This is a genomic window from Pseudomonas sp. P4795 (genome assembly GCF_048822895.1).
Lineage (GTDB): Bacteria > Pseudomonadota > Gammaproteobacteria > Pseudomonadales > Pseudomonadaceae > Aquipseudomonas.
In genome coordinates, this window is record NZ_JBMFBT010000003.1 from 566055 (window position 1) to 587990 (window position 21936).

The following is a 21936-nucleotide window of genomic DNA, read 5'->3' on the forward strand; positions in this document are numbered from 1 at the left end:
TGTAGCTCTATTGGATCCCGCTTTTCGATTAATAAAATAAATTCATCCGGGTTTTCCTACAGGTGCAAAAGAACCTTCTTACCACTGGTGCTATATACAGGTGTCAGTGAGATACTGCCGATCCGGCTCGCCACGTTGCCTTTTCTGTCATGACTCAGCGAAAAATCATCCACGTCGACTGCGACTGTTTCTACGCCGCCATTGAGATGCGTGATGACCCGAACCTGGCCGGCAAGCCGCTGGCGGTGGGTGGATCAGCGGATCGGCGCGGGGTGATTGCCACCTGCAACTATGAAGCGCGCGCCTACGGTGTGCGTTCGGCGATGTCTTCCGGGCATGCCTTGAAGCTGTGCCCGGACCTGACCATCGTCAAGCCAAGGATGGATGCCTACCGCGAGGCGTCCAGAGAAATCCATACGATCTTCAGCGATTACACCGACCTGGTCGAGCCGTTGTCGCTGGACGAAGCCTATCTCGACGTCTCCGACAGTGCGCATTTCGGCGGCAGTGCTACGCGGATCGCTCAGGATATCCGTCGCCGCGTGTCCAATCAGTTGCACATCACTGTTTCCGCCGGTGTGGCGCCAAACAAGTTCCTGGCCAAGATCGCCAGCGACTGGAAGAAGCCCAACGGCTTGTTCGTGATTACCCCGGATCAAGTCGAAGAGTTTGTCAGCGGTCTGCCGGTGAGCAAGTTGCACGGTGTGGGTAAAGTCACCGCCGACAAGCTTGGCCGGCTGGGCATTGTTGACTGTCAGCACCTGCGCGAGTGGGACAAGCTGACGCTGGTGCGCGAATTCGGCAGTTTCGGCGAGCGATTGTGGAGCCTGGCGCGTGGGATTGATGAGCGTGCGGTGCACAACGACAGTCGCCGTCAGTCGATCAGCGTGGAAAACACCTACGATGTGGACTTGCCAGATTTGCGCAGTTGCCTCGACAAGCTGCCGGAATTGCTGGAGACCCTGAAAACCCGCATGGAACGCATCGACAGCAGCTACCGGCCGGGCAAGCCGTTCGTCAAAGTGAAGTTTCACGATTTCACCCAGACCACACTGGAGCAGGCTGGGGCAGGGCGGGACTTGGGCAGTTATCAGTTGATGCTGACGCAGGCGTTCAATCGGGGTGGTAAACCGGTGCGGTTGCTTGGGGTCGGCGTGAGGCTGGAGGATTTGCGCGGCGGGTTTGAGCAGATGGAGTTGTTTGAGCGTTGAGCTTATAAAAGCAAAAGATCGCAGCCTTCGGCAGCTCCTACATTGTGGGGCGTGTGAACCCTGTAGGAGCTGCCGAAGGCTGCGATCTTTTAAGGCGCCTTAATTCGGTCCCGGATCCGCCACCAGTCGCCCGGCATCCCTGGTCAGAGACTTGAGAAACTCGGCCTGCAACTCAGGATCGTTGCGCGTCAGTTCGATCAGGCTCTGTTCCAGCTCGCTGGCTTCTTCCTCCAGACCCAGTTCCGACAAGCGTTTGACCCGGTGTACCCACTGGCTCACTTCGTCGTCTTCCAGATCTTCGTAAATCAGTCCGTGAGCTTCCAGCAGCTTGCCGCGCAGACCCGGGCTGATTGCCAGCGTCGAGTCGGTGTGCACGTCGTCCTTGCCGTCTTCGACAGTGATCTGCAATTTGCCCAGATGATTCAGGTCATGCTCGGCGAACGGGCTGTCCAGCAAGTTCAGGCGTAACACACCATTGCGGTCGGTGGTCATGTCGAAAGTCTGCTTGCCGGCCTTGACCTGCACCGGGCGCTCACTCCACGGCAGGCTCGAATACTCGGTGCGTTTGTCGCGTTGCACTTCGTCGATGCCGGCCAGGTTTTGCTGCGCGCGTCCGTTGGATTGCACGTTCATGAACGGGTTAAGCCCGGCAAAACCGTAGCTGAACCAGTCGCGCGTGACGCTATCCGGCAAATTGCCGAGTGCGAACACGTTGACTATGTTTGCGCCGACACCGCCGACCACCGCGACCACGCCCAGCGGGATCTCGTAGACCTCCCGCCAGGGCTGGTACGGCGTGTAGCGGTCGTAATGCCGGCTGACTTCGAACTCGGTGACTTCGAAAGTCTTCTGTTCGTGAATCTTCACGCGGCGTTGCGGCAGCTCAAGCACCTTGGGCTCGCCGACATCAATTTGCAGGCTGTGATCGAGCAATTTGCGCTCGACACGTTCCTCGTGCTCGCTGCGCTGTGACATGTGATTGGCACAGCCGCTGACCAGCAGGGCGCCACACAGGGTGGCGCCTCCGAGGCCTAAGGTGTTTCGCTTGAACATGACGTCTCTATCTGGTTTCAGCGGCGGATACGGGCCTGAAGGAACGACAGCACGTCGGCGACTGGCAGGGCTTGCGCCTCGCTTTCGGTACGGCTCTTGTATTCCAGGTTGCCTTCGGCGAGGCCACGGTCGCTGACCACGATCCGGTGCGGGATGCCGATCAGTTCCATGTCCGCGAACTTGATGCCCGGGCTGGTTTTCTTGTCACGGTCGTCCAGCAGCACTTCGAAGCCGGCAGCGGTCAGTTCCGCATACAGCTTGTCGGTGGCTTCGCGTACCTGCTCGGTTTCATAGCGCAGCGGTACCAGAGCGATCTGGAATGGCGCCAGAGTGTCGCTCCAGATGATGCCGTTGGCGTCGTTGTTCTGCTCGATGGCCGCAGCCACCACGCGCGAAACGCCGATGCCGTAGCAGCCCATTTCCAGGGTTACAGGCTTGCCGTTGTCACCCAGCACTTCGCACTTCATCGCCTTGCTGTACTTGTTGCCCAGCTGGAAGATGTGCCCGACTTCGATACCGCGTGCAATGGCCAGCGTGCCTTTGCCATCCGGGCTTGGATCGCCAGCAACCACGTTACGCAGGTCGGCAACGGTCGGAACCGGCAGATCACGCTCCCAGTTGACGCCGAAGTAATGCTTGTCGTCGATGTTCGCGCCGATACCGAAGTCGCTCATCAGCTCGACCGAACGGTCGATGATGATCGGCAGCGGCAGGTTCAGCGGGCCGAGCGAACCTGCACCGGCGCCGATGGCGTCACGCAGTTCGGAGTCGGTGGCCATGATCAGCGGGCTGGCGACGCCAGGTTGCTGGGCAGCCTTGATCTCGTTGAGTTCGTGGTCGCCACGGATCACCAGGGCGATCAGCTTGCCTTCTTCTTCGGCGCGCACGATCAGGGTCTTGATGGTCTTTTCAATCGGCAGATTGAATTTTTCCACCAGTGCGGCGATGGTCTTGGTGTCTGGCGTATCGACCAGGCGCAACTCTTCGGTCGGAGCGGGGCGCGCGGTTTCGCGCGGCACGGCTTCGGCTTTCTCGATGTTCGCCGCGTAGTCGGAGCCGTTGCTGAAGGCGATGTCGTCTTCGCCGGACTCGGCCAATACGTGGAACTCGTGGGAACCGGCGCCGCCGATCGAACCGTTGTCAGCTTCAACCGGGCGGAATTTCAGACCCAGACGCGTAAAGATGTTGCAGTACGCCTGATGCATGCGGTCATAAGTGACCTGCAGCGACGGTTGGTCGGCGTGGAACGAGTACGCGTCCTTCATGATGAACTCGCGACCACGCATCAAACCGAAGCGTGGGCGGATTTCGTCACGGAATTTGGTCTGGATCTGGTACAGGTTGATCGGCAACTGCTTATAGCTGCTCAACTCGTTGCGCATCAGATCGGTGATGACTTCTTCGTGGGTCGGGCCCGCGCAGAAATCACGACCATGGCGGTCTTTGAAGCGCAGCAGCTCAGGGCCGTATTCTTCCCAGCGTCCCGATTCCTGCCATAGCTCGGCCGGTTGGGTGCTCGGCATCAACACTTCCAGAGAGCCGGCGGCGTTCATTTCTTCACGAACGATGGCTTCAACCTTGCGCATTACTCGCAAACCCATGGGCAGCCAGGTGTACAGGCCCGAGGCAAGTTTGCGGATCATGCCGGCGCGCAGCATCAGCTGGTGGCTGATCACTACCGCATCGGAAGGCGTTTCTTTCTGTGTGGCGAGCAAAAATTGACTGGTGCGCATGGTTGGCCGTTGTCGGTTGCTGAGACTGGAAATGACGGAGCAGTGTACCGGCGAGATTTGCTGACGTACAGAAGTGTGGCCGGCGGCGAGGCTGGACGGCGGCAATCCTCCCGCCGCCGCTGACTTTTCCTACGATTCTTCCGCGACTGGAGTCGGCACAGGCTCGGGCGTCGGCGTCGGGCCTTCGCGGCGGCTCTCCTGGAACCAGTGCAATGCGATCAGCAGCAGGGTCGGCACGCCGAGCATCGCGGTGATCAGGAAGAAACTGTGGTAGCCGAATTTTTCCACCATCACCCCGGAGTAGCCGCCGATCAGGCGAGGCAACAGCAGCATGATCGAGCTGAGCAGGGCGTACTGGGTCGCGGAGAATTTCAGGTTGGTCAGGCTCGACAGGTAGGCGACGAACGCCGAAGTGGCGAGGCCGGAACTGAAATTGTCGAGGGAAATGGTCACCACCAGCATCTGCAGGTTCGGGCCCATGTCAGTGAGCATCACGAACAACAGATTGGTGCCGGCGGACGCTATGCCGCCGATGAACAGAATCGGCAGAATGCCGAAGCGCACGATCAGCAAACCGCCCATGCCGGCGCCGACCAGCGTCATGATCAGGCCGAAGATCTTGCTGACGCTGGCGATCTGATCCTTGGTGAAACCCTGGTCGATATAGAAGACGTTGGCCATCACACCCATCACCGTATCCGACATCCGATAGGTGGCGATCAGGCCGAGCAGCAGCAGCGCTTGCCAGCGGTAACGCATGATGAAGTCGTTGACCGGGGTCAGCACCGGCGCCAAGCCGCGACGCCCCATGGCCGACAGGCACAGGAAGGTCAGCGTGGTGTAGAGAATCGCCCGCAGGAACGCGCGGTCTTCGAGCAGCAAGTCGAGCGGGCTGACGCCTTCGAACAGCACGCTGGCGAAATCGGTGTTGTACAACTGGGTGAACATTGCCGGGACGGATACCAGCAAGATGATCAGCACAAATACCGACATCAGTTGGTGCATGAAGGTGTAGCGGCCGGCCTGCAACTGCGTGCGCAGCGGCACCGGGGGTTCGCGCATGAACAGGGTGGTCAGCAGGGCTGGGATCATCAGCGCGCCGAACAGCACGTAAGTGCCGGCCCAGGCTGAATGCTGATAGTTGAAACCGGTCGAGCCGAAGCCTTCGGCGAAGAACAGTGCGCCGGCAGTCGCCAGCAGCGCAGCGATCCGGTAACCGGACATGTAGCTGGCAGCGAGCGCGGCCTGACGGCTGTCGTCGGCGATTTCCAGGCGATAGGCGTCGACCGCAATATCCTGAGTCGCGGAGGCGAAGGCGACGACCACAGCAATAGCGATCAGCCAGGACAAGTGTTTTTGCGGATCGCAGAAACCCATGCCGATCAGGCCGAGGATCACCAGGCCTTGCGAGAGCACCAGCCACGAACGGCGCCGGCCAAGTTTGCCCAGCAGCGGCAGGCGCCACTGGTCGAGCAGCGGCGACCAGACCCATTTGAACGCATAAGCGAGGCCGATCAGGCTGGCATAGCCGATCGTTTCACGGGCCACACCGGCTTCACGCAGCCAGACCGATAGCGTTGAGAACACCAGCATGTACGGCAGGCCGGCGGCGAAACCCAGCAGCAACAGCACGAGCGTCGAAGGACTGGCATAGGCGGCGAGCGCGGCGCGCCAGGTTTTACGGGGCATGGGCTGGAGTCTGCCTCAAGATTGCGAAAACAAAGCGCGCACTCTAACCGCTGTGCTCTACCGGGCGCCAGCCATGGCGCCGAATATCCACACGATTGTTCTGGACGGTAATCCCTTCCGTGCGCAAACGCGCGCGTTGTTCGTCCCCGGACGGGCTGCCAACCGGCAGGCTAATCTTGCCTCCGGCGCCGAGAACACGGTGCCAGGGCAGCTTGGTATCGCCGGGTAACTGGCTCAGGGTGCGGCCGACCCAGCGGGCGGCGCGCCCCAATCCGGCCAGTTCGGCCAACTGACCGTAGCTGACGACTTTGCCTTCGGGTACCTGGGCCAGCGTCGAGTAGAGCGCCGTGCGTCGGATTTGCGCTTCGTCTGGTGGGGCTTGGCGTGGCTCGGTCACGGGCGCGGTTCCTGAATTTGATCGCGTTTACAGGCTTTAGCGTAAACGGTGGCTGCGCAATTGAGAAATGAACTCAATAGAAATAGTTGGGTCAGTCCTTGTCAGGGTCTTATTCCTACGGATAATGCCGAACTTTTTCCGCAATCTTGAGCCTTCGATTCGCTTATGTTGTCCAGAACTTTGATGTGCCTTGCTGTCTTCAGTGCGTCCACGCCCCTGCTTGCCGATACTGTCTGGTTGAAGAACGGTGACAAGCTGAGCGGTAAAATTACCGTTTTCGACGGCGGCAAACTATTGGTCCAGACCAAGTACGCTGGCGCCGTCTCGATTGACTGGAAAGAGGTCAAGACCCTGGAAAGCGATCAGGAGTTATTGGTCAAGCAGGACGCCTACAGTGGCGAGAAAGCCAAATCGCTGAGCGCCGCCGAAGAAGGCAAGGTCACCCTGGCCAACGGCGAAGCGCCGAAGACTGTGGAGCTGGCGAGCATTCAGCAGATCCTCAAGCCTAAACCTGTCGTCGAAGATCTGGTGTGGAAGGGTAATGTGGATCTGGCGCTGGATTATCAGCGTGCCGAAAAAGACACCGACGACTATGACGTCGGCTTCAAGACTACCGCGCGTCACGGCCGCTGGCGTCACATCGCTGAAGGCGAGTACAGCCGCGAAGTACAGGATGACGTGACCACCACTGACAATTGGCGCGCCGAGTATTCCCTCGATCGCTTCCTGACGGATCAGTGGTTCTGGCAGGGTCGTGTGAATTACAAGCGCGATCACATCGAAGAACTGGCCCGTCAGCGTGTAGTGGGTACCGGTCCGGGCTACCAGTTCTGGGATGATGAGTTGGGCGCGTTCTCTCTTGGCTCGCTGTTCAACCGCACCGACTATCAGTATCGCGACGGCGCCAAAGACAACTTCTATTCGATCGCTATGAAATGGGATTACAACCGTTACCTGATCGGCAAGAAAGTCGAATTCTTCACCAATGGCGAAGTGGGCAAGCCGCTTTCAGGTGTAGCCGATTACGCACTGGATGCCGAGATGGGCCTGCGCTACAAGGTCACTGACTGGGCGTCGCTCAACCTCAAGGCCGAGCGTGACATCATCAGTGGTACCAACGATGCGGATTTGAACAAGACCCGTTACACCGCAGGGTTTGGCGTAGCCTGGTAACACCGCCTACGAAAAATCGCAGCCATTGCGGCTGCGATTTTTTTTGCGTGCGCAAAACACACGCCCACAAAAAAGCCCCGCTTTTGAGGGCGGGGCTTTTTACTAAAGAAGCTACAAGTTAGATAACTTGTACTTCCTCAGCTTGCATGCCTTTCTGACCGCGGGTAGCGATGAAAGAAACCTGTTGGCCTTCTTTCAGGCTTTTGAAGCCGTCGGATTGGATAGCTTTGAAGTGAACGAACAGGTCGTCACCGGATTGTGGAGTGATGAAGCCGAAGCCTTTTTCATCGTTGAACCACTTAACGGTACCGGTTTGGCGATTAGACATGGTGTAACTCCTTGAACAAAGATAACTGCGACGCAGGAAGTGCCCTGGCCGAGACTGAGTGCAAAGAGCAGGAAAAATTCTTGTAGATGGTTGGATCGAAATTCAACATATCGTGTAGAGATTCTCAGTGACACAAGCAACACAGTGACGCCACCTTAACCGGTTTTTCGTAACGTGCCAATGTTTCTTGCAAAGGTTTCTTGAATTTAAGGATCAGCGGTTCCGCGGATCGTCGCCACGCCCCGTATTTCCGGGGAGTTCGGCGAGAATTGCTCGACGGACTTTGAACGCGGCGGCGCGCCCGGTAAGATGCCGGACAGATTTTTTCTCCACCTCGTTATTCAGGACACCCGCCATGAGCATCAAATCGGACAAGTGGATTCGCCGCATGGCGCAGGAACACGGCATGATCGAACCGTTCGTTGAGCGCCAGGTGCGTGGCAACGACGACAACCGGGTGATTTCCTACGGTGTGTCGAGCTACGGCTACGATGTGCGTTGCACTAACCACTTCAAGGTGTTCACCAACATCAACTCGTCCATCGTCGACCCGAAAAATTTCGACCCGGGCAGCTTTGTCGACGTCCACAGTGACGTGTGCATCATCCCGCCGAACTCCTTCGCGCTGGCCAGCACCGTCGAATACTTCCGTATTCCACGCAACGTTCTGACCATCTGCCTGGGTAAAAGCACCTACGCGCGCTGCGGCATTATCGTCAACGTGACGCCGCTCGAGCCTGAGTGGGAAGGTCATGTGACGCTGGAGTTCTCCAACACCACCAACCTGCCGGCGAAGATCTACGCCAACGAAGGCGTGGCACAGATGCTTTTCCTCGAATCCGATGAGGAATGCGAAGTTTCCTACAAGGACCGTGGCGGCAAGTACCAGGGCCAGCGTGGCGTAACACTGCCGCGTACCTGAGTCGTCCATCCGGCGGATTTCGGGAATTCTTTGGCGGGCAGACACTCTATGGGGTGTACTGCCCGTTTTTGTTTCTGGCAAAACGGGCCTTCGCCGAGGAGTGCTTCATGAAGATCGATCCGCATATCACTGCCGAACTCGCAAGGCTTGAGCCCAATCAGATTGGCGTTTTGGCCTGGTCCCTGTTGGCGCACCCGCCCATCAGCATGGCCGGCGGTATTCCTGGTCAGCCTGATCCCGATACCCCAAACGAGCAGCCGACCGAACCTGGCGAACCGACGTTGCCGGACGAGCCGCCACCCGCGCCTGTCGCCTGATCCGCACATTCATGCATGGCCCGTGAGTTGAAGTCTGAACAACATTTCAACTCACGGGCCATATTTCGTTATCACCGATGACGAAAATCCTGCAGCTGTCATCCCGATCAACCTGATAGCCGCCAGTAAACGCACCGAACGCCGGCAGCAAGCTGATCCGTTCACCCAATCTGAAACACGCCAGCCGCAGACTTTGCCGACCCTTTCCATGCAGGCGATAAACCGGATGCACATGGCCCGCCAGCACATGCCGCTCAGGATGCGGATCAGGTTCGTGTTGCAAGGCGAACGGCCCGAGCAGCAGCGGCTCCGGCACCACCCGGATGTTCAGCGAAGCCGGTGGATCGCCCGCGCGTTTGTCGTGGTTGCCGCGAATCAGCGTCATCGGCAGATCCGCATGGCGAGCGCGCCACTGTGCCAGCGTCTGCAAGGTCCCGGCGGCATGCGAACCCGGGCCGTGCAGAAAATCGCCAAGGAAAATCAGCTGCCGACACGGTAGTTTCGCCAGCAACCGCTCGATCACCTCAACATTGCTCGCCGTGGTGCCATGCGGCACTGGCTGACCGAGGCTGCGATAGGCCGCGGCTTTGCCAAAATGCACATCGGCAATCAGCAGTGCCTGCTGTGCCGGCCAATACATGGCTTTCTCCGGCAGCAGCCACAGTTCCTCGCCCGCGAGGCGCACTGGATAGGGCGCATCCATCAGGATCTACCGCTGTCGGCAGTTTTTTCCAGATCGCCGACCATGCGCCTGATGCGGTCAGCAAGTTTTTCCGAACTCATGCTTTCGCGCATGCGCTCCACCAGCAACGGAAAGCCGAGCGGTGTAGGACGTTTGATCAGGTGCAGGTCGAGTTTCATCCGGTTGATGCGCTCCAATGTCTGTTCCAGTCGACGAATATCCAGTTCTTCGCGTAGGACTTCTTCCCCGGCCTGCGCAAGCAACAGGTTGTCGGCGTCGTATTGTTTGAATACTTCGAAAAACAGACCGCTGGAGGCCTGCACTTGTCGGGTGCTTTTCGGCGCACCGGGATAGCCGGCGAACACCAGCCCGGCGATCCGTGCGATTTCCCGAAAGCGCCGCAATGCGAGTTCACCAGCGTTGAGGCTGGCCAGCACGTCGCGCAATAAATCCTCAGGACTGAGCAGCGCGGCATCGAGTTGCTGCGACCAGTCGACCGGCGTGGCACTGAGTAATTCGAGTCCGTAATCGTTGACCGCAATCGAGAATGTCACGGGTTGACGTTGGCTGACCCTCCACGCCAACAGACTTGCCAGCCCCAAATGCACTTGGCGACCGGCAAACGGGTAGATAAAAAGATGCCAGCCTTCGCGGGATTTCAGCACCTCGGCCAGCAAGTTGTCACGGGTCGGCAGGCCGGACCAGCGCGCCTGGGTTTCCAGTAATGGGCGCAACGCCTGCATCTCCGGGCCAATAAACTGGCCCTGCTCAGCGGCACTGAAACGCTCGACCACCGCTTCGGCGAGTTCATTCGAGAGCGGCATGCGCCCGCCATTCCAGCGCGGCACCGCAGCTTTTTTCGCAGTGCTGCGTTTGACGTAGGCAGTCATGTTTTCTACCCGCACCAGTTCCAGCAAGCGCCCGGCGAACAGGAAGCCGTCGCCGGGCTTGAGCCGCGCGATAAAACCTTCCTCGACACTGCCCAACTGCTTACCACCGCCGCCCTTGCTCCAGAATTTCAGCTGAATGCTCGCATCGCTGACGATGGTGCCGATGCCCATCCGATGGCGCCGCGCCAAGCGTGCGTCGGGCACGCGCCAGACGCCATGCTCATCCGGCTCGACCCTTCGGTAATCCGGATACGCCGTCAGAGACATCCCGCCGTGACGTACGAAAGCCAGCGCCCACGCCCAATCGGCAAGGCTCAGTTCGCGATATGCCCAAGCGCCACGGACTTCTTCGTACAGCTCATCGGGAACAAACCCACCGCCAAGCGCCATGCTCACCAGATGTTGCACCAGCACATCCAGCGGTTTGTGCGGCGACAGGCGCGGTTCGATGCGCCGTTGCGCCACGGCATCCTTGGCTGCTGCGGCTTCGATCAATTCCAGGCTGTGCGTCGGCACCAATGTCACCCGCGACGTGCGTCCGGGAGCGTGGCCAGAACGGCCGGCACGCTGCATCAAACGGGCGACGCCTTTGGCCGAGCCGATTTGCAGCACGCGTTCGACCGGCAGGAAATCCACCCCCAGATCCAGGCTCGACGTGCACACCACTGCTTTCAGTTGGCCATTTTTCAACGCCTGCTCAACCCAGTCGCGGGTGTCGCGGGCCAGTGAGCTGTGATGCAAGGCAATCAATCCGGCCCAGTCCGGCCGCGCCTCCAGCAACGCCTGATACCAGATTTCCGACTGCGCCCGCGTGTTGGTGAACACCAGGCTGCTGGCGCAGGCGTCAAGTTCGGCGACCACTTGCGGCAACATCTTCAGGCCGATGTGTCCGGCCCAGGGAAAACGCTCGGTAGCGGGTGGGAGCAGGGTATCGACCGCGAGCGTCTTTTCGCTTTGGCCCTGAACACTCACGCCGCCACCCTGTGGGATCAGCACTTCTTCGGCGTGGGATTGATTTCCGAGGGTGGCGGATACGCCCCAGACGATCAGTTCGGGGTTCCAGCGCCGCAGCCGTGCGAGTGCGAGTTGCAGTTGCACGCCGCGTTTGTTGCCGAGCAGTTCATGCCATTCATCGACCACGACCATGCGCAGGGTCGCCAGCGCAGTTTGCGCGTCGGCGCGGGCGAGCATCAGGGTCAGGCTTTCCGGGGTGGTGATCAGCGTGGTCGGCGGCCGGCGGTTTTGCCGCGCGCGTTCGCTGCTGTCGGTGTCACCAGTGCGCAAGCCGACACTCCAGGGGATTTGCAGATCGTCCAGCGGCGCCTGCAACGCACGCGCGGTGTCGGCGGCGAGTGCGCGCATCGGCGTGATCCACAGCACCGTCAGCGGTTCGGCAACCGGTTTGCGCTTGCGCGTGGTCTCGACCGGTGCGCGCAGGCGGGCAAAGCGATTCAGCGCGGCGAACCACACCGCATAGGTTTTACCGGCGCCGGTGCTGGCGTGCAGTAATCCGGATTCGCCGCGTTTAACCGCCGCCCACACCTGTTTCTGAAAGGCGAATGGTTTCCAGCCGCGGGCGTTGAACCAGAGTCTGGCGAAGTCGGTGGAGGTTCCCATGCCGGCGGTATGCGCTCTGAACGTGTTCCTTCAGTGACCGCACGGGCATGGGTTTAGTTTTACTTGAGATTGCCGCTGAGAAATTGCTTGAGACGTTCGCTCTGCGGATTGCCCAGCACATCTTCCGGCGCGCCTTCTTCTTCCACCAGCCCTTGATGCAGAAACAGCACCTGACTGGACACCTTGCGCGCAAAACTCATCTCGTGGGTGACCATGATCATGGTTCGGCCTTCCTCGGCCAGACCCTGAATCACCTTCAGCACTTCGCCCACCAGTTCCGGGTCGAGCGCCGAAGTTGGTTCGTCGAACAGCATCACCTCAGGCTCCATCGCCAATGCTCGTGCGATGGCAACCCGTTGCTGCTGGCCACCAGACAGAAACGCCGGATATTGATCTGCCACGCGCGCCGGCAAACCGACCTTGTCCAGATACCGCCGCGCACGGTCATCAGCTTCCTGTTTGCTGCAACCCAGCACCCGGCGCGGGGCCATGGTGATGTTTTCCAGCACGGTCATGTGGCTCCACAGATTGAAATGCTGGAACACCATCGCCAGCCGCGTGCGCAGGCGTTGCAGTTCATCGGCGTCGGCGACGTGCATGCCGTGGCGGTCGTTGACCATGCGGATTGCCTTGCCATCGAGGCTCATGGCGCCGTCGTTGGGTTGTTCGAGAAAGTTGATGCAGCGTAAAAACGTGCTTTTGCCCGAGCCGCTGGCGCCGATCAGGCTGATCACGTCGCCGGTCCTGGCCTTGAGCGAGACGCCTTTAAGCACTTGATGGTCGCCATAGCTTTTGTGCAGGCCTTCAACGGTCAGTTTGTACATGGGACAGACATCCTCAAGGCGAAAGTAGGTAGCCGCTGCGATAGGCTTCAGCGCCCGCGACGTGGGCGATCACCATGCCGGCGGTGGCCATGCGCCGCAGTGAGCGGGCATAGAGCAGACCGGCAGTGGTGCAATGGATGGGCGTGATCCGATCACTGATCGGATCGATGACCTCGGCAATCTGCTGCCCGGCCTTCAGGTATTCGCCGGGGGTGACGCTGTACACCAGCAGCCCGCCGACCGGTGTAACCACCGGTTCGACCCCGGCCAGCGGCGTGGCGGGGAAGGGTAGCGGCGGCTGCGGTTTGGTTTCGCCGACGATCGCGTCGAACTGGATCAGGTAGTCGATCAGCGCCTGACAGTCGCGGCTGGCCAGCGGGTGGCTGACATCGCCCTGGCCACGCAACTCCACCGTGACCGAGAAACTGCCGAGCGGAATCTCGAACTGTTCGCCAAAGCGCTCCCTCAATTGCCACCAGAGCAGCGTGAAGCATTCATCGAACGACTGACCACCGGAATCAGTGGCCAACAGGCTCGCCTGCGATCCGATGTAACGCGCCAGCGGCTCGACCTGCGGCCATGCTTCGGGCGTGGTGTAGAGGTGAACGACGGATTCAAAATCGCAGTGCATATCCAGCACTATGTCCGCATCGCAGGCCAGCCGTTGCAAGGTCAGGCGCTGGGATTGCAACTGCGTGGCGGGCGATTGCCGGGCGAGGGCGTCGCGCAGGCTGGCGCGGATCAGTTCGAGGTTGTACTGCGGATCATCGCCGAGTTGCCCTTCGATCTGGTTGCCGATTTCTTCGCTGAGATCGACGAACCAGCGATTGAAATTCTGCCCGCTCTCCAGTTCATAGCGACCTAGCGGCACGTCCATCAGCACTTGTTCGAGGCCGACCGGATTGGCCACGGGCACCAGCACGATTTCGCTGCGCAGACGGCCGGCGGCTTCCAGCTCCGCCAGCCGCTGCTTGAGGTGCCAGGTCACAAGCATGCCCGGCAGTTCGTCGGCATGCAGCGAGGACTGGATGTAGATCTTGCCTTTGGCCTTGTCCGGGCCGAAGTGGAAGCTGTGGATCTGGCGTGCGGTCCCCGGCAGCGGGGCCAGCAGGTCGTGTATCTGGTGGCGCATTTGTTGTTTCCCGAAACGGAAAAGTCCTAGTGAGTCGGCCCGAGGAAGGCCAGCCAGCGGCGTTCGGCGAGGCGGAACAGGCCGACCAGCGCAAAGGTAATGGTCAGGTAGATCAACGCAGCGATACCGAACGACTGAAAGGTCAGGAAGGTCGCCGAGTTGGCGTCCCGCGCAACTTTCAGAATATCGGGAACGGTCGCGGTGAAGGCCACGGTGGTCGAATGCAGCATCAGAATCACTTCGTTGCTGTAGTACGGCAGCGAACGGCGCAGGGCCGAGGGCATGATTACGTAGGCATACAGCTTCCAGCCGGTCAGACCGTAGGCTTTGGCCGCTTCGACTTCGCCGTGGTTCATGCTGCGAATCGCCCCGGCGAAAATCTCCGTGGTGTAGGCGCAAGTGTTGAGGGCGAAGGCGAGGATCGTGCAGTTCATCGCATCGCGAAAGAAACTGTCGAGCAGCGGTTGCGCGCGTACGGCGGCGAGGCTGTAGATCCCGGTGTAGCAAATCAGCAGCTGGATATACAGCGGCGTGCCACGGAACAGGTAGGTGTAGAACTGCACTGGCCAGCGAATGTAGAAATGCGGCGAGACGCGAGCAATCGACAGCGGGATCGACACGAGGAAGCCGATGAAAATCGAGGCGCTGAGCAGCCACATCGTCATCGCCAGCCCGGTGATGTTCTGGCCGTCGGTATAAAGGAAGGCTTTCCAGTATTCCTGCAGAAGTTCGATCATCGTACGGCCTCCCGCGCGCCGGCAGCGTAGCGGCGTTCGAGCCAGCGCAGGATGAAGTTGGAAGCGCTGGTGATCAACAGGTAGATCAACGCGGCGATCACCAGAAAGTAGAACAGTTGATAGGTGCTTTTACCGGCGTCCTGCGCAGCTTTGACCAGATCAGCCAGGCCGATGATCGACACCAGCGCGGTGGCTTTGAGCATCACCATCCAGTTATTGCCGATGCCCGGCAGGGCGAAGCGCATCATTTGCGGGAACACCACATAGCGAAAACGCTGACCGCGCTTGAGGCCGTAAGCCGTGGCGGCTTCGACCTGACCGCGTGGCACCGCGAGGATCGCGCCGCGAAACGTCTCGGTGAAGTACGCACCATAGATGAAGCCCAGGGTCAGCACCCCGGCGCTGAACGGGTCAATCTCGATGTATTCCCATTCCATGTAGTCGGTGAGCGTCGTCAGCCAGGTTTGCAGGCTGTAGAAGATCAGCAGCATCAGCACCAGATCCGGCACGCCGCGAATCAGCGTGGTGTACAGCTGCGCCGGAAAACGCACGAGTTTGACTTTTGACAGCTTGGCACTGGCGCCGATCAGGCCGAGCAGCACGGCCACCAGCAGCGACAACGCCGACAATTTGATGGTCATCCAGGTGCCCTGCAACAGCAGCGGGCCGAAACCCTGAAGACTGAACGCAGAGAGCCCCAGATTTTGTAAGAGGTTTTCGAACATAAATCAGCAACCTGACTGAATGAAAAAGGCGCCCATCAAGGATGGGCGCCGGCGCATTATTTGCCGCTGTACAGATTCAGATCGCCAAAGTGTTTCTTTTGAATCTCGGCGTATTTGCCGTCGTCGTGTAACGCTTTGATACCTTTATCCAAAAGCGCTTTCAGCTCAGTGTTACCTTGCTTGATACCGACAGCCGTTTTGGCTGGCAGCAATTCGCTGTCGACCGGTTTGCTGACTTCGTAGCCTTCGCCTTTAGGCGACTTCAAAAAGCCCAGTTCAGCTTGCAGCATGTCCTGGATCGCGGCGTCGAGACGCCCGGAAGTCAGGTCGGAATACACCTGATCCTGGTTCTGATAGGCCTGGGTTTTCACACCGGCCTTGTCCAGTACGGCTTTGGCGTAGGCTTCCTGAATCGTGCCTTGCTCGTAACCGACGGTTTTGCCTTTGAGGGACGCAACGTCTTCGCTCAGACCGGAGCCTTTTTTAAACACGTAAGCGGTCGGGCCGGAGAACAGCTCAGCAGAGAAGTCGATGACTTTCTCGCGGGCCGGAGTCACGGTCATCGACGAGATCACGCCGTCGAATTTGTTGGCCTTGAGGCCCGGAATCATGCCGTCGAAGTCACTTTCGACCCACTTGCACTTGACCTTCAGCTCGGCGCAGATCGCGTTGCCCAGATCAATGTCGAAGCCCACCAGGCTGCCATCCGCCGCTTTCGATTCGAACGGTGCGTACGAAGGGTCAACGCCAAAACGCAATTCTTTGTACTCCTTGGCCAGCGCGGAACCCGCGGCCATGCACAACGCCAGTGCAGAAAGAGTCAGCAATGCTTTTTTCATTATTCAATCCCTAAGAACCAATATGAGCGCTTGTGGCGCAGAATTATTGTTACTGGAACGCTTACGACTTATAGAAAGTAGCAATTTCCGAACCATAGTCCCGAACAAGTGTTTTAAAAGGTGTAGGAAGGGAGGGTAGTGCAGGATTGGTGCACGAAAAGGCGCGCGCGGATTTTCGTGCACCTGAGCGGTGCGAGGGCTGAATCAGGCGAGGAGGTCTTGCAGGGTTGCCAGGCTGTCGGCCTCATCCACGGTCTTGTCCTGGCGCCAGCGCAACATGCGCGGGAAGCGCACCGCGATCCCGCTCTTGTGCCGGCGTGACAGCGCGATGCCCTCGAACCCCAGCTCAAACACCAGACTCGGTTTTACGCTGCTGACCGGACCGAATTTTTCCACCGTAGTCTTGCGCACGATGCTGTCGACCTGACGCATTTCCGCGTCAGTCAGCCCCGAATACGCTTTGGCAAACGGCACCAGCGCCCGTTGGCTGGAATCCGGCGGCCCATCCCACACCGCGAAGGTGTAATCGCTGTACAAACTGGCGCGCCGACCATGACCGCGCTGGGCGTAGATCAACACCGCATCAACGCTGAACGGGTCAACCTTCCATTTCCACCACACGCCCATGTCCTTGGTGCGGCCCACGCCGTACATGGCGTCGCGGGCCTTGAGCATCATGCCTTCAACGCCCAGACGCCGAGAGGCTTCACGTTGTTTGGCCAGATCGAGCCAATCGCTGCCGGTCAGGATCGGCGAGGGCATCAGCACCGGGCTGTTGCACTGCGCAATCACTTGTTCGAGTTGCGCGCGGCGTTTGACCTGCGGCTGATTGCGCCAGTCTTCGCCCTGCCATTCCAGCAAGTCGTAGGCGAGGACAACGACTGGCACTTCTTCGAGGATTTTCTTGTCGAGGGTTTTACGGCCGATGCGCTGTTGCAGCAGGGCGAACGGTTGCACCGCTGGCGGTTCTGTCGATTGCGGGTCGAAGGCATCTTCGGTGGTTGGATGAGTGCTTTTCCACACCACAATTTCGCCATCGATCACCGTGCCGTCGGGCAAGCCGTGCACCAGAGGTTCCAGTTCGGGAAAACGTTCGGTGACCAGTTCTTCGCCGCGCGACCAGATCCACAGCCGCCCCTCACGCTTGACCACTTGCGCGCGAATGCCGTCCCATTTCCATTCAATCTGCCAGTTGCCGGGAGGTCCGAGCAGCGCGTCGAACTGTTCAACAGGCTGCGACAATCCATGGGCGAGGAAGAAGGGGTAGGGCTGACCGCCGCGCTGGGCGTGTTCATCACTGGATTCGGGGGCGACCAGCTTCAGATAACTGCCGGCGTTCGGCCGGTTCGACAAGTCGGTATAACCCACAAGCCGCTGCGCCACGCGCTTGCTGTCGAGTCCGGCCATTGCCGCCAGTGCACGGGTCACCAGCAGTTTCGACACGCCAACACGGAAGCTGCCGGTTATCAATTTGATGCACAGCATCAGGCTCGGCCGATCGAGTTGCGCCCACAGCGCTGGCAACTGGCGAGCCAGGTACTCTGGGGTTTCACCGCGCAGTGGCAGGAGTTTGTGTTCGATCCATTCGGCGAGCCCGGCCTCGGAGCTGTGCGGATTTTCCGGTAGCACCAGCGAGATGGTTTCCGCCAGATCGCCGACGGCTTGATAACTCTCCTCGAACAGCCACGGCGTCAGCCCCGACACCTCAACCGCCAGCTCACGCAGAATGCGCACTGGCACCAGTTGTCGAGGTCGCCCACCGGACAAAAAGTACACCGCCCACGCGGCATCTTCCGGCGCAGCCTTGGCAAAAAAATCCTGCATGGCCGCCAGTTTGGCGTTGCTGGACGTGGTGGCGTCGAGTTCGGCGTACAGCCCGGCGAAATCTTTCATGGCTGCACCTCGGCGACGGCGGGTTCAGCGCTGATGTTGTCCTCTTCATCGTCGCCGTATTCGGTGTTGAAACCTTGCGCGTCCAGGCCTTGTTCGCGCAGATGGCGTACCAGCACGCCGATTGAACCGTGGGTGACCATCACCCGTTCAGCGCCAGTCTGTTCGATGGCCCACAGGAGTCCGGGCCAGTCGGCGTGATCGGACAGCACGAAACCGCGGTCCACCCCGCGCCGGCGTCGCGTGCCACGCAGGCGCATCCAGCCGCTGGCAAAACTGTCGCTGTACTCGCCGAAACGACGCATCCAGCTACTGCCACCGGCCGAGGGCGGGGCGATGACCAGGGCTTGGCGCAGCATTGGGTCGTTCTTCTGCACATCACCGGCATAAATAGTCGGCGGCAGATACACGCCGGCCTCTCTGTAGACGCGGTTCAGCGGTTCGACTGCGCCATGGCTGAGGATCGGTCCAAGGGTTTCGTCGATGCCGTGCAAAATTCGCTGGGCTTTGCCGAAGGAATAGCAGAACAGCACGCTGGCCTTGCCGGCCGCGATGTTCTCCGCCCACCACTGATTGATCTCGGCGAATATCTGCGCCTGCGGCTGCCAGCGATAGATCGGCAGGCCGAAGGTCGATTCGGTAATGAAGGTGTGGCAAGGCACTGGTTCGAACGGGGCGCAGGTGCCGTCGGGTTCGATCTTGTAATCGCCGGACGCAACCCAGACTTCGCCGCCATATTCCAGCCGCACCTGAGCCGAGCCGAGCACGTGCCCGGCGGGATGGAAACTCAGAGTGACGCCGTGGTGGGTCAGGCGCTGGCCGTAATCGAGGGTTTGCAGGCTGATGTCCTGGCCCAATCGCGCGCGCAGAATCCCTTCGCTGGGGCTGGCGGCCAGATAGTGCTCGTTACCGGTGCGGGCGTGATCGCCGTGGGCATGGGTAATCACCGAGCGTTCGACCGGTCGCCACGGATCAATGTAGAAATCCCCTGCGGGACAGTACAAACCTTCGGGGCGCGCGATAACAAGGTCCATGTCGTTACCAGGATGGAGGGGCTTGTTAGCTATGAGGTTGGCGCGGGTCCAGAAGTTCTATTGTTTTTTGACACGAACCAATGTGGGAGCCAGCAGGCTGGCTCCCACAGGGATTGCGTTATTTGCCTGGTGTCAGGGTGAGACGGTTTTTACCGTAAACCCGATCAAAGTTCTGCGGCTGCATCGGCAAGCCGATGTATTGCCCCTTGAGCCACGCATCAACGCCGTTCAGGTAATTCGGGCTGAGCGGATTACCCGACTGCCCGGTCCCGTTCTGCCCCATCAGCGGCTCACTCTGGCCGAAGTCGACAATAAAACGCATCGACGGCGCACGTGTGGTAGTGAAGTCCTGACCCCAGGCAAATGCGGCCGTGTTCAACGTGGTGTGATCGCCGCCTGCCGCAACGGGCCCGCGCACGGTCTGGCCGTTTGCATTTCTCCATGCGTAGCTGTGCAATTTGCCCCACTGCCAGGCCTTGTGATCGCCACCCAGTTGACTGTCGCCGGCGCTGATCGCGGCGGCCAGACTGCGGGCGAGGATCGCCGGTTTGTCTTCTTTCTGCGCAGTGCGCGCGTCGTCCCAGAACGGGCTGTCCTCACGCCCCTGCAAGTGATCGGCCTGCGCTGCGTAGGACAAATCGCCGTTGGCAATAAACGCTTTCCACGCCGCGCTGGTTTGCGGGCCGAGTTCGTCGAGGAAGATCTGCTTCATGCTTTCTTGCAGGAACAGCTCATAAATCGCCGCATCGGCCGAGGTCGGGCTGAGTTTGCCGTCGAACGCCATCAACCGCGTGAACGCCTCGCGAGCTTTGCCGCGATCAGCTTCGGGCAGCGCTTCGATGGCTTTCTTCAGCGGTTGGGACATGCCCGGTGCTTCAAACATTTTCTTCAGTTTTGCGGCGAAGGTGGTGGTCTGGTCGTATTGCATGGCGATCACGCTGCGACCGTCGTGCTTGCCGCTGCCGGCCAGTTCGGCCAGACGCTCGCCACGCTCTGGCGCCGCCCACGAGTTGGACAGTTGCATGCCGTAACCGTGAGGGATCACGCGCTGGTTGGCGGTGCCGAGCCAGCCTTGCGCCGGGTCTTGATCGTAAGGGTGCAGCATCGGGTCAGCGTAACCGTCCCAGTCGTAGCGACCTTCCCAGCCCGGCGATGGCAGCAGGCCTTCGCCCTCACGGCGGTTAGGGAAACGGCCGGTGACTTGCCAGCCGATGTTGCTCGCATCGGCGAATACCAGATTCAGCGCGATGGCGCGGATTTCGCGGCTGGCGTCCGAGGCGCGTTCAACGGTCTGCGCGCGGCTCAGATCGAAAAATGCGTCGAGGGATTTGTCATCGGTGAAGCTCGGCGTCTGCAACGCCAGACCAAAACCTGAGCCCTGCGCCGCAGCCTGAGCACTGTTGAGCAGCGCACCGTGACGGGTTTCATACACCGCTTCGCGAATCGGCCGCTGGCCTTTGACGAAGTAGGTTTCGTTGCGCACGGTCACTGGCTGCCATTTGCCGTTGACTTCGTAGGACAGCGATTTTCCCGAGCGACGGATTTTTTCCAGGAACAGATCCTGATTGTCGCCGAGCACACTGGTCAGGCTCCATGCGACTTTACCGTTGAATCCTCCGAGCACCATCGGCAAACCGGCGACAGTCACACCCGCCGCCTGATATTTCGGGGCGCGGATCTGCACAAAACTCCACAGCGAAGGAGCGGCCAGTGGGCCATGGCTGTCGCTGGCCAGCAGGCTTTTGCCGCTGCGGCTGCGTTGCGGGGCGATCGCCCAGTTGTTCGAAGTCGTGTTGCCGAGCAGGTTGAACGCGGCAAGTTGTTCGCTGGCGTTGCTCAACTCAGTCAGGCCCGGGATCTGCCCGGTAAGCTTGATGCCTTGCAGCTTGTCAGCCTCGCCCACCGGCAGTTTTTCGTCCGGCGCCGAGGGCGACAGCCAGGCGAGTTTGTCGCTGGTGACGGTTTGCGCCAGCACCAGCGATGCGATTTCTTCCGGCAGGTTGGCCGACTGGCTGAAGTTCAGCAGGCAGAAAATCAGCGCCGAATCTTCCGGTTTCCAGTATTCCGGCTTGTAACCGCTGGCGGCGAGGTCGGCCGGCAGCTTATCGGCGTAGCGGAACAGGTAAGCGTTGACGCCCCGCGCGTAAACTTCGAAGAAGCGCTTGAGGCGTGGCGACGAAGCTTTGTACAGCTCGCCGGCGCTCTTCTTCAGATTGACCGCGCGCATGTAGCGGTCGGCGTCGAGCATCGAGGCGCCGGACATTTCCGCCAAACGGCCCTGAGCCAACAGGCGCAAAGTCACCATCTGATTGATGCGGTCGCTGGCGTGGACATAGCCAAGGGCGAACAGCGCATCGTGGAAGCTGTTGCTTTCGATCAACGGCATGCCCATCGCATTGCGCCGTACCGAAACATTCTGCGCCAGACCCTTGAGCGGCTGCACGCCAGAGGTGGGCGGGAGGGTGTCCTGAGCGTTCCAGGTCTGACAACCGGTCAGGCTCAAAACACCGGCCACTGCTGCGGCAACGCCGAACCGGGGAAGAAAATGTGTAAGGGCTGGCGAGGCCATGGCAAAGCTCCTGCGGGGGTGTAAAGGCTGGGGGCGCAATAAAGGCGCTACGTTAGTGAGCAGGAGGTGGCCGCGCAAGCGGGGCGAGGGGTTTATTTCTCTCCACTGATCGTTCGCCTGGATGGCCGTCGCAGTCCCGCCGATGGAGTTGATCACTTGCCTGGAGGTCGCGAC

The 21936-nt window shown here is 60.0% G+C and carries 19 protein-coding genes; 4 read left to right on the forward strand and 15 right to left on the reverse strand.

All coding sequences use genetic code 11. The features are described 5' to 3' along the window. Nucleotides 1–149: 149 nt before the first annotated feature. Nucleotides 150–1211: a DNA polymerase IV gene (gene dinB, locus ACOI8A_RS11235; protein WP_420648245.1), complete on the forward strand. Its 1062-nt coding sequence runs from the start codon at nucleotides 150–152 to the stop codon at nucleotides 1209–1211. 99 nt (nucleotides 1212–1310) lie between these two features. On the opposite strand, the gene ACOI8A_RS11240 is transcribed toward dinB, so the two are convergent. From ACOI8A_RS11240 to ACOI8A_RS11255, 4 genes are all read right to left on the reverse strand, one after another. Then, a complete protein-coding gene (locus ACOI8A_RS11240) occupies nucleotides 1311–2264 on the reverse strand; it encodes a hypothetical protein (RefSeq protein WP_420648244.1) in 954 nt (317 codons plus the stop codon). A 17-nt stretch (nucleotides 2265–2281) separates the two neighbouring features. Then, complete coding sequence (locus ACOI8A_RS11245) at nucleotides 2282–3997, reverse strand: proline--tRNA ligase (RefSeq protein WP_420648243.1); 1716 nt, start codon at nucleotides 3995–3997, stop codon at nucleotides 2282–2284. 129 nt (nucleotides 3998–4126) lie between these two features. Next, nucleotides 4127–5686, reverse strand: coding sequence for an AmpG family muropeptide MFS transporter (locus ACOI8A_RS11250; protein ID WP_420648242.1), 1560 nt, complete (start codon nucleotides 5684–5686; stop codon nucleotides 4127–4129). 43 nt (nucleotides 5687–5729) lie between these two features. After that, nucleotides 5730–6083, reverse strand: a complete 354-nt coding sequence (locus ACOI8A_RS11255; RefSeq protein ID WP_420648241.1) for an MGMT family protein — start codon at nucleotides 6081–6083, stop codon at nucleotides 5730–5732. 165 nt (nucleotides 6084–6248) lie between these two features. On the opposite strand from ACOI8A_RS11255, the gene ACOI8A_RS11260 reads away from it, so the two are divergent. Beyond that, complete coding sequence (locus tag ACOI8A_RS11260; protein ID WP_420648240.1) at nucleotides 6249–7256, forward strand: DUF481 domain-containing protein; 1008 nt, start codon at nucleotides 6249–6251, stop codon at nucleotides 7254–7256. Between the two features lie 118 nt (nucleotides 7257–7374). Here ACOI8A_RS11260 and ACOI8A_RS11265 read toward each other — a convergent pair whose 3' ends face one another. Beyond that, a complete protein-coding gene (locus tag ACOI8A_RS11265) occupies nucleotides 7375–7584 on the reverse strand; it encodes a cold-shock protein (protein WP_002554837.1) in 210 nt (69 codons plus the stop codon). 355 nt (nucleotides 7585–7939) lie between these two features. Between ACOI8A_RS11265 and dcd the strand changes: the two genes are divergently transcribed. Then, complete coding sequence (gene dcd / locus ACOI8A_RS11270) at nucleotides 7940–8506, forward strand: dCTP deaminase (protein WP_129390062.1); 567 nt, start codon at nucleotides 7940–7942, stop codon at nucleotides 8504–8506. A 107-nt stretch (nucleotides 8507–8613) separates the two neighbouring features. Continuing rightward, the gene (locus tag ACOI8A_RS11275) at nucleotides 8614–8823 is read left to right on the forward strand and encodes a hypothetical protein (protein WP_212549564.1); all 210 of its coding nucleotides are present in this window, start codon (nucleotides 8614–8616) and stop codon (nucleotides 8821–8823) included. A gap of 46 nt (nucleotides 8824–8869) precedes the next feature. Here the strand turns inward: ACOI8A_RS11275 and pdeM are convergent, their stop codons facing one another. The 10 genes from pdeM to ACOI8A_RS11325 all read right to left on the reverse strand — a co-directional run bounded on the left by pdeM (nucleotide 8870) and on the right by ACOI8A_RS11325 (nucleotide 21762). Beyond that, nucleotides 8870–9526: a ligase-associated DNA damage response endonuclease PdeM gene (gene pdeM / locus ACOI8A_RS11280; RefSeq protein ID WP_420648239.1), complete on the reverse strand. Its 657-nt coding sequence runs from the start codon at nucleotides 9524–9526 to the stop codon at nucleotides 8870–8872. Then, the gene (locus ACOI8A_RS11285; protein WP_420651350.1) at nucleotides 9526–12012 is read right to left on the reverse strand and encodes a ligase-associated DNA damage response DEXH box helicase; all 2487 of its coding nucleotides are present in this window, start codon (nucleotides 12010–12012) and stop codon (nucleotides 9526–9528) included. Before ACOI8A_RS11285 ends, pdeM begins: the two co-directional genes overlap by 1 nt. A gap of 59 nt (nucleotides 12013–12071) precedes the next feature. Next, nucleotides 12072–12836: an ABC transporter ATP-binding protein gene (locus ACOI8A_RS11290; protein ID WP_420648237.1), complete on the reverse strand. Its 765-nt coding sequence runs from the start codon at nucleotides 12834–12836 to the stop codon at nucleotides 12072–12074. 13 nt (nucleotides 12837–12849) lie between these two features. Continuing rightward, nucleotides 12850–13968, reverse strand: coding sequence for a succinylglutamate desuccinylase/aspartoacylase family protein (locus tag ACOI8A_RS11295; RefSeq protein WP_420651349.1), 1119 nt, complete (start codon nucleotides 13966–13968; stop codon nucleotides 12850–12852). A 26-nt stretch (nucleotides 13969–13994) separates the two neighbouring features. Beyond that, nucleotides 13995–14705: an ABC transporter permease gene (locus ACOI8A_RS11300; RefSeq protein ID WP_420648235.1), complete on the reverse strand. Its 711-nt coding sequence runs from the start codon at nucleotides 14703–14705 to the stop codon at nucleotides 13995–13997. Continuing rightward, nucleotides 14702–15430, reverse strand: a complete 729-nt coding sequence (locus ACOI8A_RS11305) for an ABC transporter permease (protein ID WP_420648234.1) — start codon at nucleotides 15428–15430, stop codon at nucleotides 14702–14704. Before ACOI8A_RS11305 ends, ACOI8A_RS11300 begins: the two co-directional genes overlap by 4 nt. Nucleotides 15431–15486: 56 nt before the next feature. Beyond that, complete coding sequence (locus ACOI8A_RS11310; protein WP_420648233.1) at nucleotides 15487–16269, reverse strand: transporter substrate-binding domain-containing protein; 783 nt, start codon at nucleotides 16267–16269, stop codon at nucleotides 15487–15489. 204 nt (nucleotides 16270–16473) lie between these two features. Beyond that, on the reverse strand, nucleotides 16474–18162 hold the full coding sequence (locus ACOI8A_RS11315) for an ATP-dependent DNA ligase (RefSeq protein WP_420648232.1): 1689 nt from the start codon (nucleotides 18160–18162) through the stop codon (nucleotides 16474–16476). Continuing rightward, complete coding sequence (locus ACOI8A_RS11320; protein ID WP_420648231.1) at nucleotides 18159–19193, reverse strand: ligase-associated DNA damage response exonuclease; 1035 nt, start codon at nucleotides 19191–19193, stop codon at nucleotides 18159–18161. The genes ACOI8A_RS11315 and ACOI8A_RS11320 overlap by 4 nt, the downstream gene beginning before the upstream one ends. Before the next feature lie 118 nt (nucleotides 19194–19311). After that, entirely contained in the window at nucleotides 19312–21762 is a 2451-nt protein-coding gene (locus ACOI8A_RS11325; protein WP_420648230.1) for a penicillin acylase family protein, read from the reverse strand. Nucleotides 21763–21936 lie beyond the last annotated feature (174 nt).